A 13,675-nucleotide genomic window follows, 5' to 3' on the forward strand; every position below is an offset into this window, starting at 1 on the left:
GGCGCACACCGGCGCGGGCACGTCCTGCCGCTGCGGCCAAACGCCGTGGCGGCTGGCCAGGCAGGCTTTTCACCGAGCCGGCTGCCGCTATCTATCGGCACTATTAGGATTTACCTATTCACCCCATTTAAGGGTAAACAATCACATAAAACACCGAGCAATGGCGCTACACTCTGCGCTTGTTTGCATTACTTTCTTGATAGGCGGCTCATAAAGCCGCTTTTTAGTTTGGATTCCCTATGAGTACCATCGATTTAAACAAAGACACCTTTCAAGCAGCAATCCGCGGCAGCCAGCCGCTCATCGTCGATTTCTGGGCTCCCTGGTGCGGTCCATGCCGCAATTTCGCACCGATTTTCGATGATGCCTCCGACAAGCACGACGACATCACCTTCGCCAAGGTGAACACCGAAGACCAGCAAGAACTGGCGGCCGGCATGAATATCCGCTCGATACCTACATTAATGGTATTTCGCGAGCAAGTACTGTTGTTCTCGCAGCCGGGCTCCCTGTCGGCGGGCCAGCTTGACGAACTGATTACCCAGATCAAAGCGATCGACATGGACAAGGTTCATGCCGATATCGCCGAACAGGAAAAACAGGAAAGCGCCTAGCAACAAGCGCGGACAGATGTAGAGGTGGACCTTGTGCCCACCCTCGCCCATCACGGCGGGCAGCCCTGGCAGGGCTGCCCCTACAAATCGACCTGCGGAGTTGGCGCAATTCGCCACTGCCCTTGCCCGCGAGTCAAATTGGCGAACAATTTGCCCAGCGATTGGGCAAGGTCTTGTGGAACGACAAGGCGCCATTGCACGCCATTTGCATCGAATATTTCGTTTTCGATGCGAACATGGAAGGCTGGGAAACGCGACTGAATCAGTGCCATCTCCGCAAAAGTGCAACAGCAATCAATCAGAATTTCGGCAAGCAGTTCGACTCTGTCGGCCAGCCGCAAACACTGAGCGGCTGAGCCTCCGTACGCTCGCATCAGGCCGCCCGGACCCAGCTTGATGCCCCCGAACCAGCGCGCCACCAGAACCGCCACCCGATCGCACTGCTGCCCTTCGATAGCTTGCAGGATCGGCCGGCCGGCCGTGCCACCCGGCTCCCCATCATCGTTGAATCGATATTCGGTGCCGATCCGGTACGCCCAGCAATTGTGGCTTGCCGACGCCACGCGATGCCTTGCGATAAAACTCAAAGCCTCCGCAGGCGACTGAACCCCCTCGGCAAACACAATGAAACGGCTTTTCCTGATGTCTTCCTGGTACGTTCCCGGTGCGGCAAGCGTATAAAGCATCATGAAAAAAGCGGATCAGGCTTCAATCCCGCGCGAACTCAGGTAATCGTCGTAGCCGCCGAGATAATCAACGATTTCCCCGCTCGGCATGATCTCGATGACGCGAGTGGCGACTCCCGATACGAATTCGCGGTCATGCGACACGAACACCAGCGTGCCGGCATATTTCTCGAGCGCAAACTGCAACGACTCGATCGATTCCATATCCAGGTGATTGGTGGGCTCGTCCATGAGCAGCACATTGTGGCGACCCAGCATCAATCGTCCGAAACTCATGCGGTTTTTTTCGCCGCCCGACAATACCTTGACCGCCTTGGGAATGTCGTCGGCTGAAAACAGCAAACGCCCCAGCACCGAGCGGATCGACTGATCGTCATCGCCCGTTTGCCGATAATCGATAAGCCAGTCGAACAGATTGCTGTCGGACTGGAACTGCTCCGAAACGTCCTGAGCCATATAGCCGATATCGGCGTTCTCGGACCATTTGACGGTTCCGCCATCCGGAGCCAGATCGCCCGCCAGCATACGCAGCAGCGTGGTCTTGCCCGCCCCATTGGCCCCAATGATCGCGATTTTCTGGCCGGCTTCAATCATGGTCGAAAACGACCGTATCACCGGCTGATCAAACGATTTGCGTATGTGCTCGAGCGTTACAGCCAGACGGTGCATGACCTTGTTCTGCTCGAACCGGATATACGGGTTCTGGCGCGAAGAAGGCTTGACCTCAATGGCGCCCGCCTTGATTCTGTCGATCTGCTTCAGGCGCGAAGTAGCCTGGCGAGCCTTGGATTTATTGGCGGAAAAGCGCCGCACGAAATCCTGCAACTCGGCCACTCGCTCTTTGGCCTTGGCATTAGCCATGGTCACGCGCTCGCGCGCCTGCGTGGAGGCCAGCATGTAGTCGTCGTAGTTGCCTGGATAGATACGCAGTTCGCGGTAATCCAGATCGGCCATGTGCGTGCAAACCTGATTCAGGAAATGCCGGTCATGGCTGATGATGATCATGGTGCTCTGATAGCCGTTGAGCACATCCTCGAGCCAGCGGATGGTGTTGATATCGAGGTTGTTGGTGGGCTCATCCAGCAGGAGCACGTCGGGGTTCGAAAACAGGGCCTGGGCCAGCAGCACACGCAGCTTCCAGCCCGGTGCGATTTCGCGCATGGGCAGGTTATGCTGATCGACCGCAATTTCCAGCCCCAGCAGCAATTCGCCAGCCCGCGCCTCGGCGGTGTAGCCGTCGTATTCGGCAAACTTGGCCTCGAGGTTGGCCGCGTGCATGTAATCTTCTTCGGTCGCGTCCGGATTCGCGTAAATGGCATCGCGTTCAGTCATGGCCTGCCACATTTCCTCGTGGCCCATCATGACGACATCCAGAACCCGGACGTCCTCGAACGCAAACTGATCCTGGCGCAACTTGCCCAGGCGCACGCCCGGCTCCAGCGACACATTGCCGCTACTGGATTCGAGATCGCCCCCAATGATTTTCATGAAGGTAGACTTGCCCGAGCCATTGGCGCCGATCAGGCCGTACCGGTTGCCTTCGCCGAATTTGACGCTGACATTTTCAAAGAGAGGTTTGGGCCCGAACTGAATAGTAAGATTTGCGGTGGAGATCACTGAGAATTATCACGTAAGTAGAGTCAAGACAACCTGCTAGTTTAACAAGTTGCCGGGATATTCGTTGAACACCGGTAAAGTACGGCGAATTGCAACAACAGCCGTGCGGGCATGATCGCTATTGCCGACGCGGCAGCGGCGGCTCTTCCCCGGATGTTCTGCCCGCTTTGGGCCACACCCTAGAAATGCTCTTCGAGGACCAGGTGCGCCATGCCTTTTTCGGTTGCGATCCCTACCTTCCTTCCTACCGGCAAGGTGGCTTTCACCTTGACATGACCGTAGGGCAACCCGGTCACGACCGGTACCTTGACAGTTTGACGCAACCAACGAACCACCGAGGGCATGTCGAAGCCATTGTCGTGATCGGCCAGCCGATAGTCGGTGAAGTGCCCCAGAACAATAGCCTTTTGGCGTTGAAGTATGCCGGCATGCCACAACTGGGTCAGCATGCGCTCGACCCGGAACGGGTGTTCGCACACGTCTTCAAGAAACAATATGCCGCCTTTCACTTTCGGAAAATAGGGCGTACCTATCAGCGAAGTTATCATGGCCAGATTACCGCCCCATAAAATGCCACGGGCATCGACCGCATCGGAGCCAGGCGACTCGAAGCTGAGGATTTCCAGCTCTCCACGCATGATTTCGGCAAACAGATCCGCGGTCAGGTCGTCCATGGTTTTGGCGCCAAAGTCGAACACGGCGGTAGGTCCGACAAAACTCGGGGCTCCGGTTCGAGCCAGCAGCGCCAGGTTGAATATCGTAAAGTCGCTCTGTCCGACAAATACCTTGCCGCTGTCGGCGGCCGCTTTCCAGTCGATGAACGGCAACAATCGGCTCAGGCCATAGCCACCGCGTGTGGCCATGACAATGGCTTGTTTCTGCTTGAGCGCGCGGGCAATACCGGCCAGACGCTGCTTGTCGGTTCCCGCAAACCGTTCGTGCACGGCCAGAGCTGCCCGATCTACCGCGGTTTTGAACCCCAGCTTGGCGAGCCGTACCCTGGCGAGATCAAGCGCCTTGGGATCGGCCACCGCTCCCGATGGAGAAATCAGATAAATACCAGAAGCGGAATGATGCTCGGCATGACTCATAGTTGTACTCGTGAAATCAGAAAAAAAGCCCGAAGGCCATGTTCGAACGGGGGGCGCCTCTTCAGCCGCCAATACAGAGCAGCCATCCGCGGACACCGCATCGCATGCAAGCGTGTAAGTATAGTTGACTAGCTATCCGGGTCCCTTGCTTCTTTCGCCCTGATGCGGCGTTCGCGAAAAAACTGCCGCAACAGATCGCCGCATTCTTCAGCAAGCACGCCACCCCGGACCTCGGTGTGATGATTGAGCTGCGCGTTGGCATGCACGCTGAGCACGCTGCCGCAGGCTCCGGTTTTTGGGTCGCTGGCGCCGTATATTACCCGCTTGAGCCTGGCATGCAGCATGGCACCCATGCACATGGCGCAAGGTTCGAGCGTGACATACAGGCTCATGCCCGGCAGGCGATAATTGCCCGCCGCCCGGGCCGCAGCCCGCAAGGCCACGATTTCAGCATGCGCGGTGGGATCGCTGTCGCTGATCGCGCGATTGAATCCTTCCCCCACGATCCGGCCTTTTTCGTCCACGACAACCGCCCCGACAGGAACTTCCCCTGCCGCATGCGCCCGGCCTGCCAGCGCAATGGCCGCCTGCATTGCGGCCCGGTCGGCGGCAGCCTCGGCAGGATCCGGCCCGGCATCGTTGCCGGCTTCGGCGAGATCGGGCCCCGGATCAGCCACGGTAAATGCGCGCATTAAGGGAAATCCGACCCGCCAGGCTTTCGACAGCCTCTTCAAGCCATTGATAGAGCTCGGCATCTTCATCGTAGCGTGCCTGATTCAGATTGGACACGCGTCCCTCTTGAATAAACCCCCAAGCCCGGCTGCGTTTTTCGCGATGCTTGGGATCCCATACGCCAAACGCCACTCCACCAGAACGGCGAATCAGGGAAAAACAGGGAATATCGGTATAGCCATCGCCAACAAAGATCATCTGTTCGAAGGGAATCCGCAATTTGTCTTCCGCTATTTTCTTGTTGACCTCGAATGGCTTGTTGCGCGAAGACAGGCCCACGATACCCTTCTGGATATGAAACAGATAACGCGTCTTGTCGGTAAAGCTGACTATCCGCTTGGGAAAATGGATCCCTCCCTGCTTGTCGTAGATAAATTCGGAAGCCCAGATATCCGTAAACTCCCCGGCGATTGGCGTGTGCCTGACCACATCGCCTATACCGCTGGAAATCAGGTAGAACTCGAGCTGTACCTGCGGGTGCTGTTCTTTGACCATGGCCCGCAAACGGCCGAACAGGGATTCCACTCCGGCATGCAGCGGCAGGCGCGCGCCCCACTGCGCCAGGCGTTCCTGCGTTATACGGCCATGACTCCCCGATTTGGACAATTCAATCATGCGGTACAGGTAGGCCGGGACCGGGTCCCAGTCGTGCTGCGACAACAGCGGATCGACCTGCCTCTGCCAGAAGTCCTCGACATCGACCCCCATATCGGCAAGAAAACCCGACGTACTGTCGGGCGCAAGCGTATCGTCAAAATCGAATATCAGGGCGATCACATCGGACATACCAAACCTCTTGCCACGCAGCCAAATGAGGCCGGGTTGAACGTAAAGGTCAAGTGTAACGCCTGGGACGGCCGTTCAGGAGAGCCCGGTTTTCAATTCTTTGAGGCGGCGCAAAACCGTCGGCAAAATAGCCGGCAGATCTTCGGCGATCAAGCCCGGACCGAATTCGCGCGCGGCCTCGCCATGCAGCCAGGCTGCGGCGGCCGCGGCCAGAAAGGGCTCCATGCCTTGCGCCATCAAGCCCGCAATCAAGCCGGCCAACACATCGCCGGTACCACCGGTCGCCAGTTCCGGCGGCGCATTGGTATTGATAATTGCCCTGCCATCGGGCGCCGCGATGATCGTATCCGACCCTTTAAGCAAGACCACTGCACCACTCTCGCGCGCGGCATAGCGTGTGCGCATCAGTTTATTCCCTTCGCATGCGAAGATCCGGGCAAATTCACCCTCGTGCGGCGTAAGCACGCAAGGACCGGAGATTGCCGCGAAAAGCAGTTGTGGATCGCGGCCGAACGAGGTAATGGCATCCGCATCCAGCACCACGCTACGCTGCGTGGCCAAGGCTTCCAGCACATTCTGCCGGGTTTCGCTGGAAACACCGGCGCCCGGACCGACGACAATGGCATTCTTGCGCGGATCGGCCAGCAATAAAGCCAGGCTGTCGGGCGCTTTCAGCGGTTGAACCATAACGCTGGTCAGCGCCGTCGCGTAGATGGCGCGGACCGACTCCGGCACCGCCACGGTAACCAGGCCGGCGCCCACTCGTGCCGCCGCCAGCGCCGCCAAACGCGCCGCTCCTGTCATGAGTTCACCACCCACCAGCAGGACATGGCCTCGCTGATATTTGTGCCCACCGGTTTGCGGCCAGGGATAATCGCTCAGCCAGACTTCCGGGCCATTTTCCCATGCATGCGGAGGCTTGCGCTCCAGAAGGGAGGCAGGGATACCGATATCGGCCAGCACCAGTTCGCCGCACAACAGCTTTCCCGGCAATAGCAAGTGGCCGGGCTTCTTGCGAAAGAAAGTCACCGTCATGTCGGCCGCCGCCGCCACGCCAAGCACCTCGCCTGTTTCGCCATCCAGGCCGCTGGGCACATCGACGGCACAGATCGGCAGTTTGCGCCGGATCAGGGTTTCGATTACGGTACGCGCCAAGCCTTCGACGGGCCGCGACAGGCCGGCGCCGAAAAGCGCATCAACGACCAGGGCTGCACCATCGAGCAATTCAAGTGACAGGGGCTCGATGGCGCCTGTCCATAATGCAGCACAGTACGCCGCGTCGCCGGTCAGCCTTGCGCGCTCTCCTGAAAACCCCAGCCGAACCGGCCAGCCCGACTCGGCAAGACGCTGGGCCGCAACGAAACCATCGCCCCCGTTATTGCCGAATCCGCATATCACCACGACGGGCTGCACCGGCCAGCGCGCGCGCACCGCATCGGCCACTGCTCTTCCAGCCGCTTCCATCAATGCAATACCGCTGATCCCGGCCTTCATGGCTGCCGTATCGGCCGCCCTCATCTCCAGAGGAGTCAGCAGCGCCTTGTCGATTGAATTCATAGCCATACCCGCGTCGGCCAATACGGCCAGGATGGAGTCACACCATCATAGTAAAGCACAAGCACAGCTATCGATAGTAGCTACGATACAAGCTGATACGCTCTTGGTTTGCGCTCTTGTTACTTGAATAGATGATAATAATAATTTATTATTGGACCGACTCAGTTTTCCCAGGAAAATGCCATGCCTCGAGTATCACGCGAACAAACACAAAAAAACCGCGCCGTCATTGAAAATGTCTCGGCCCGGCTTTTCCGCGAACAAGGCTTCAATGGGGTCAGTGTGGCTGACCTGATGGCGGCGGCCGGACTGACGCACGGGGGCTTTTATGGTCATTTCTCGTCCAAAGATGAGCTTACGGATGTGGCCTGTGCGGCAGCGTTCAAACAGTCCTCGCAGCGCCGGAACGAGCGCAGCAACAAACACGCCGACCCGCGCCATGCGCTTCATGCCCATGTCGACCACTACCTGAGCACCTGGCATAGAGATCATACAGGCAACGGCTGCCCGGCCGTTGCCCTGGCCGGGGACGTTGCCCGCGAACCGGCCGACAAACCCGTACATCGAACCTATGCGGCAGGCGTCGAAGGCATGGCCGACTCCCTTACCACACTGTTCGAGGCGAGCGGCGCCCCTCAGCCCAGGTCGCAGGCGCTGGCAACGCTGGCCACCTTGGTAGGCGCCCAGGTCCTGGCACGGGCAACACGAGGCTCCCCCCTGTCTGACGATATACTGGCGGCCGCGCGCGAATTCCTGCTGGATGTGAACATGCTCAATAACTAGGCCTCACGCGACATCGTGACCCGGCTCACGCCAAAAACCTTCAGGCTTTGCATCACCGACTTTCGGAAACCCACATGTTCGCCCAACCGTTTTCCAATTGGCTCCACCGGCACGGCATCCACTACGCCTGGATAGTGGCGCTCATTTGCTTTCTGACTATGCTCACCTCGTCTGCCGCACTGGGTCTGCCGGGTGTGCTGCTGCAACCGCTGGGCAAAGAATACGGCTGGGACACCGAGCAAATTTCATCGGCGCTTGCCCTGCGCTTTGCACTGTATGGCCTGATGGGGCCTTTTGCCTCGATCCTGATGGATCGTTACGGCCTGCGCAACGTTATTTGCGCGGCGCTGGCCCTCGTGGCGTCGGGCATGATCCTGGCCACCCAAATGACTGCGCTATGGCAACTGGTCGTGCTATGGGGGCTGATACTGGGCTTTGGCTCGGGCCTGACCGCTCTGGTTCTAGGCGCCGTGGTGGCCAATCGATGGTTCGACAAGCGCCGCGGGCTGGTGATCGGTTTATTGACCGCCAGCACGGCCACGGGCCAACTGGTGTTTCTACCCGGCGCCGCCTGGCTCATTGACCACTACGGCTGGCGCTCGGCCATCACGCCGGTTTGCGTCTCGGCCGCGCTGGTCATCATTCTGGCAATCTGTTTTGTACGCAATCGGCCGGAAGACGTCGGCATTGCCGCCTACGGCACGGATCCGGCAACTGCCGCCATGCCACCTGTAGCGCACACGCACACATCCATTTGGGATCCTTTCAAGATTCTGGGAACTGTACGCGGCAACCAGACCTTCTGGATCCTGTTTGCGACCTTCTTTATATGCGGCCTGAGCACCAACGGCCTGATCCAAACGCATTTCGTGTCCTTGTGCGGCGATTTCGGCCTGACGGCCGTACCGGCGGCGTCCGTGCTCGCCATGATGGGTGCTTTCGATTTCTGCGGCACGATTCTATCGGGCTGGCTTTCAGACCGCTATGACAACCGCAAACTGCTTTTCTGGTATTACAGCCTGCGAGGCTTGTCCTTATTCTGGCTGCCGCATTCCGACTTCACTTTCTACGGCCTGTCGATTTTCGCCATGTTCTACGGCCTCGACTGGGTTGCCACCGTGCCGCCAACCGTCAGGCTGGCAGGCACTGCCTTTGGCAAGGAACGCGCCGGTATGGTGTTCGGCTGGATTTTTGCCGGGCACCAGATGGGCGCTGCCGTGGCGGCATACGGCGCCGGCGCCACTCGCACCCTGCTGCTGAGCTACACACCGGCACTGTATGTGGCCGGCGGCGCGTGCCTGATTGCAGCGCTGATCGTAATGGGAATCCGGCGTCCCGACAAAGCGCCGGCGCCAGGGTACCGGCCGGCGTGAACGGGACGGCTACACCAAGCCGTGCGCGCCGGGTACACTACCAGCCACTGATGCCAATCGACGGTTTGCCATGACATCCATAATTTCGGTATCCGGCCTGTCCAAAACCTATGCCTCGGGTTTCAGGGCCCTGAAAAACATCAACCTGGAAATACGCCAGGGAGAAATCTTCGCCTTGCTCGGCCCGAACGGGGCCGGCAAAACCACCCTGATCAGCATTATCTGCGGGCTGGTCAATCCGACCGAGGGCGTCGTGCTGGCCGATGGCCACAACATTGTTACGGACTACCGCGCGGCACGATCCAAAATCGGCCTGGTACCGCAAGAACTCACCAGCGATGCCTTCGAGTCCGTGTGGAACACCGTCAGCTTCAGCCGCGGCCTGTTCGGCAAAAAGGCAAACCCCGCCCATATCGAAAAAGTGCTTAAAGCCTTGTCCTTATGGGGCAAGAAAGACAATCGGCTCATGACGCTGTCGGGCGGCATGAAGCGGCGCGTGCTGATTGCCAAGGCGCTCTCGCACGAGCCGCAAATCCTGTTCCTGGACGAACCCACCGCCGGCGTCGACGTCGAGCTGCGCAAGGACATGTGGGAAATGGTGCGTTCGCTGCGCGCCACCGGCGTCACCATTATCCTGACTACGCACTACATCGAAGAAGCCGAGGAAATGGCCGACCGGGTGGGCGTAATCAGCAATGGCGAGCTTATTCTGGTCGAGGAGAAGGCCGAACTCATGCGCAAGCTGGGGAAAAAGCAACTGATCCTGCAACTGCTCAATCCCTTGGACAAGGTGCCGGAATCGCTTGCCGCCCACCAGATCGAACTGGCCTCCGACGGCAAGGAACTGGTATACACCTACGACACTCAACGCGAGCACACTGGCATCACGGCATTGCTCAAAGACCTGAACGACAGCGGTATCACATTCAAGGATCTTCAAACCACGCAAAGCTCGCTGGAAGATATTTTCGTCAACCTGGTCAAGGAGCGGCCATGAACTGGCAGGCGATCCGCGCAATTTATCTGTTCGAAATGGCCAGGACCTGGCGCACACTGATGCAAAGCATTATTGCACCGGTCATTTCGACCTCTTTGTATTTCGTCGTGTTCGGCGCCGCCATAGGCGGGCGCATTACCCAGATAGACGGTATCAGCTACGGAGCGTTCATCGTGCCCGGGCTGATCATGCTGTCGCTATTGACGCAAAGTATTGCCAATGCATCGTTCGGCATTTATTTTCCGAAATTCACCGGTACTATCTACGAGATTTTATCGGCACCGGTTTCGTACTTCGAGATCACGCTGAGCTATGTGGGCGCCGCCGCCACCAAATCCATTATTCTGGGAGTGATCATTCTGGCAACCGCGGGCTTTTTCGTGCCGCTCAAAATCGACCATCCATTATGGATGCTGCTGTTCCTGGTGCTGACGGCTTTCACATTCAGCCTGTTCGGTTTCATTATCGGAATCTGGGCCGACGGCTTCGAGAAACTGCAACTGGTGCCTCTTTTGATCATCACCCCCCTGACATTTCTTGGGGGCAGCTTTTACTCGATCAATATGCTGCCACCCTTCTGGCAAACCGTGACCCTGTTCAACCCCGTGGTCTATCTGATCAGCGGCTTTCGATGGAGCTTTTATGGCCTGGCCGACGTCAGCGTAGCCATAAGCCTGATTATGACGCTGGTATTTTTAGGCCTGTGCCTGCTCATCGTAGCGCTGATCTTCAAAAGCGGCTATCGGCTCAAGACCTGAGCTCGATACCGCGCCAGCCTGTCTAATCGCGGAAGTTCTCGAACTGCAGCGGCAACTCGACATCGGTCTTGCGCAACAACGCGATGGCCGCCTGCAAGTCGTCGCGCTTTTTACCGCTGACGCGCAGCTTATCGCCATTGATCTGGGCCTCTACCTTGAGCTTGGCGCCCTTCATGGCCGCAATCAGTTTTTTTGAGACGGCCTGTTCTATGCCTTGCTTGATAGTGATTTTTTGCCGGGCTCCCCCCAGGTTTTCAAGCGGCTCGGCAATATCCATGCAACGCACATCGATTCCGCGAGCCGACAGGCGGCCACGAAGTATATCGAGCATCTGGTTCAGTTGAAACACGCCAGGCGCCGACTGGGTCACCACAAAGCCTTCCAGTTCGAATTTGGCGTTGGTCCCCTTGAAATCGAAGCGGGTGACCAATTCTCGGCTGGCCTGATCGATAGCATTGACGAGTTCGTGTTTGTCGACTTCGGAGACGACGTCGAAAGAAGGCATGACGATGGTCCTATGAGCAAATTTCTGGAAACGGCGGCAACTTGCCGCCTACGTGGGTCGTATAGACGCAGCAAAAGAGTGTACCTTGATTCTCGATCGGTTATGCCCTGAGGCATTAAGGCTTGACACCATTGACCGTTTATTTGAAAATCAAATCATCCGATGATTTAATGATTTAAATACGATGCTTGCGCAAGCCACCAAAACCAGCCTGACCGACAGCGTCTTGGAAGGAATTCGACAGGAAATCCTCGACGGACGCTGGGCCATCGGCGAGCGGATCCCAAACGAGCCCACGCTCGCAGCCATGCTGGGGGTCAGCCGCGGTACAGTGCGCGAAGCCGTCAAGATGCTGGCTTCGCAGGGCATGCTGGAAACCCGACAGGGTTCCGGAACCTATGTGCGCGCCAATTTCGATCCCTCCACCAGCGTGCTGCGCATGCGGCAAGCCAATTTGAGAGATCAAGTCGAAACCCGCTGCGCACTTGAAGTCGAAGCCGCAAGGCTGGCGGCCGTCAGGCACACGCCCGAAGATATCCAGCGTCTGTACGGCTTGCTGGCAGCGCGAGGAAATTCAGACGATCCGCAAACCCGCCCCGGCCTGGTGGAACGGGATTTCGACTTCCATGCCGAGATCGTCCGCATCGCCCGCAACCGGGCGCTGGCCGAAACCTATTTGTTTTTTTCCGCATCGGTGCAGGAAATCATCAAAGCCACGGTAGACAAAGAAATACCCGAGCCCGATATGGAAGCGCATGCAGGCTTGGTGCGAGCCATCGAAACCCGCAACCCCGACCACGCGGCATCGACGGTGCGCCAATTCATGGCGCCTATCCTGTCCGAGCTTAATCGGGCGCTGGCATCATGAGCGCAAGCCAGACAAACGAACAAGCCCTCCTTGCCCTGGAAACCATGAAACTCGCCACAAAAATACCCAAGGCAAGCTCCGCACACCCTCCGCAAACGGCGCCAGGCATCCGTCGGACGGCAATGATTCTATTGGGCTTGAGCCTGATGCTGATTGCCTTTAATCTACGTCCCGTATTTTCGAGCCTGTCAGTGCTTTTGCCCGAAATCATCAGGCAAACAGGTTTGTCATCGGCCAATGCCGGCTATCTGACCACCCTGCCGGTGTTGTGCCTGGGCCTGTTCGCGCCCTTGGCGCCGAAACTTGCGCAGCGCTTCGGTGTCGAACGCACCCTGCTGGGCATGCTGGTGTTGCTGGCCCTCGGAACCGCCCTGCGCGGATACGGCGGCATCTTCACTCTTTTTATCGGCTCCGCGCTGGCCGGAGCAAGCATCGCCGTGGGAAACGTACTGCTGCCCAGCCTGGTAAAGCGCGATTTCGCCCACCATGCCGCCACAATGACCGGACTCTACACCATGGCCTTGTGCGGCGGTGCGGCGGCGGCAGCGGCATTCACCGTGCCCATCGCACACAAGCTCGGCGGCTCCTGGGCGCTCGCCCTGGCGGCCTGGGCCATACCGGCGGCCATTGTCGCGCTTATCTGGGCTCCGCAATCATTAAGGCAGGGTAAGCTCGCGCGCCAGTCCGCTGGGGCCGTCACCGGCCTGTGGCGCGACCGGCTTGCCTGGCAGGTCACGTTCTTCATGGGCCTGCAATCAGCACTGGCGTACTGCGTAATGGGCTGGCTTGCCCCCATTCTGCGAGAACGGGGGCTGGACGGCGTAACGGCCGGACTGGTTGTTTCCGTATCGATCATGGTCCAGGTGGTCACCAGTCTCGTAGTGCCGCCCCTGGCCGTCCGCTGCAAAAACCAGCAACTGTTCAATGTGGCGCTGGCGATCATAGCCGGCGCTGCGTTGCTGGGCCTGCTCTTTGCTCCCACGTCCACAGTGTGGATCTGGGCGATCCTGCAAGGCGTAGGACAGGGAGGGCTATTCGCCATTGCCCTGACTGTCATTGTTTTACGTTCTCCGGATTCGCATGTCGCCGCGCACCTGTCGGGCATGGCCCAAGGAATCGGATACGTACTGGCGGCCATAGGCCCCTTGCTGGTCGGGCTTTTGCACAGCTGGACGGGAAGCTACACGGCCACATCCTGGCTGTTCATTGCGCTCACTGCCGGCGCGGCCATAAACGGTTGGGGCGCCGGACGGGCCATGCATGTCAGGGTCACAAGCGGCAAGCCCTAGATTCAGTGTCATTGCAAAT

The 13,675-nt window shown here is 58.5% G+C and carries 14 protein-coding genes; 7 read left to right on the forward strand and 7 right to left on the reverse strand.

Going from position 1 to position 13,675, the window contains the following annotated elements; all coding sequences use genetic code 11:
• Positions 1–239: 239 nt before the first annotated feature.
• Positions 240–614: a thioredoxin gene (gene trxA, locus ACYVIS_RS04360; protein WP_232743305.1), complete on the forward strand. Its 375-nt coding sequence runs from the start codon at positions 240–242 to the stop codon at positions 612–614.
• Positions 615–694: 80 nt separating this feature from the next.
• On the opposite strand, the gene ACYVIS_RS04365 is transcribed toward trxA, so the two are convergent.
• The 6 genes from ACYVIS_RS04365 to ACYVIS_RS04390 form a co-directional block, all read right to left on the reverse strand.
• On the reverse strand, positions 695–1,300 hold the full coding sequence (locus tag ACYVIS_RS04365) for an IMPACT family protein (RefSeq protein ID WP_232744548.1): 606 nt from the start codon (positions 1,298–1,300) through the stop codon (positions 695–697).
• Positions 1,301–1,315: 15 nt separating this feature from the next.
• Positions 1,316–2,917 carry an ABC-F family ATPase gene (locus ACYVIS_RS04370; protein ID WP_232743306.1) on the reverse strand — a complete coding sequence of 534 codons (1,602 nt, stop codon included), beginning with the start codon at positions 2,915–2,917 and terminating at the stop codon, positions 1,316–1,318.
• A gap of 179 nt (positions 2,918–3,096) precedes the next feature.
• Positions 3,097–4,008, reverse strand: a complete 912-nt coding sequence (locus ACYVIS_RS04375) for an LD-carboxypeptidase (protein WP_232743307.1) — start codon at positions 4,006–4,008, stop codon at positions 3,097–3,099.
• 128 nt (positions 4,009–4,136) lie between these two features.
• On the reverse strand, positions 4,137–4,700 hold the full coding sequence (gene tadA, locus ACYVIS_RS04380) for a tRNA adenosine(34) deaminase TadA (RefSeq protein WP_255696625.1): 564 nt from the start codon (positions 4,698–4,700) through the stop codon (positions 4,137–4,139).
• A complete protein-coding gene (locus ACYVIS_RS04385) occupies positions 4,678–5,526 on the reverse strand; it encodes an HAD family hydrolase (protein ID WP_232743308.1) in 849 nt (282 codons plus the stop codon). Before ACYVIS_RS04385 ends, tadA begins: the two co-directional genes overlap by 23 nt.
• Before the next feature lie 75 nt (positions 5,527–5,601).
• Entirely contained in the window at positions 5,602–7,083 is a 1,482-nt protein-coding gene (locus ACYVIS_RS04390) for an NAD(P)H-hydrate dehydratase (protein WP_232743309.1), read from the reverse strand.
• Between the two features lie 183 nt (positions 7,084–7,266).
• Here ACYVIS_RS04390 and ACYVIS_RS04395 point away from each other — a divergent pair, with 183 nt between their 5' ends.
• The 4 genes from ACYVIS_RS04395 to ACYVIS_RS04410 all read left to right on the forward strand — a co-directional run bounded on the left by ACYVIS_RS04395 (position 7,267) and on the right by ACYVIS_RS04410 (position 10,994).
• Positions 7,267–7,866 (forward strand): TetR/AcrR family transcriptional regulator, encoded by a 600-nt coding sequence (locus tag ACYVIS_RS04395; RefSeq protein ID WP_460873369.1) that lies wholly within the window; start codon positions 7,267–7,269, stop codon positions 7,864–7,866.
• 74 nt (positions 7,867–7,940) lie between these two features.
• Positions 7,941–9,239: an MFS transporter gene (locus tag ACYVIS_RS04400; protein ID WP_232743311.1), complete on the forward strand. Its 1,299-nt coding sequence runs from the start codon at positions 7,941–7,943 to the stop codon at positions 9,237–9,239.
• Positions 9,240–9,309: 70 nt separating this feature from the next.
• Positions 9,310–10,236: an ABC transporter ATP-binding protein gene (locus tag ACYVIS_RS04405; RefSeq protein WP_460873370.1), complete on the forward strand. Its 927-nt coding sequence runs from the start codon at positions 9,310–9,312 to the stop codon at positions 10,234–10,236.
• Positions 10,233–10,994, forward strand: coding sequence for an ABC transporter permease (locus ACYVIS_RS04410; protein ID WP_232743313.1), 762 nt, complete (start codon positions 10,233–10,235; stop codon positions 10,992–10,994). Before ACYVIS_RS04405 ends, ACYVIS_RS04410 begins: the two co-directional genes overlap by 4 nt.
• 22 nt (positions 10,995–11,016) lie before the next feature.
• Here the strand turns inward: ACYVIS_RS04410 and ACYVIS_RS04415 are convergent, their stop codons facing one another.
• Positions 11,017–11,499: a YajQ family cyclic di-GMP-binding protein gene (locus ACYVIS_RS04415; protein WP_460873371.1), complete on the reverse strand. Its 483-nt coding sequence runs from the start codon at positions 11,497–11,499 to the stop codon at positions 11,017–11,019.
• 184 nt (positions 11,500–11,683) lie between these two features.
• On the opposite strand from ACYVIS_RS04415, the gene ACYVIS_RS04420 reads away from it, so the two are divergent.
• Both ACYVIS_RS04420 and ACYVIS_RS04425 read left to right on the forward strand, forming a co-directional pair.
• On the forward strand, positions 11,684–12,367 hold the full coding sequence (locus ACYVIS_RS04420; RefSeq protein WP_460873372.1) for a FadR/GntR family transcriptional regulator: 684 nt from the start codon (positions 11,684–11,686) through the stop codon (positions 12,365–12,367).
• Positions 12,364–13,656, forward strand: coding sequence for a CynX/NimT family MFS transporter (locus ACYVIS_RS04425; protein ID WP_460873373.1), 1,293 nt, complete (start codon positions 12,364–12,366; stop codon positions 13,654–13,656). Before ACYVIS_RS04420 ends, ACYVIS_RS04425 begins: the two co-directional genes overlap by 4 nt.
• Positions 13,657–13,675: the final 19 nt, after the last annotated feature.

The sequence above is a fragment of the Paralcaligenes ginsengisoli genome, from assembly GCF_054781135.1.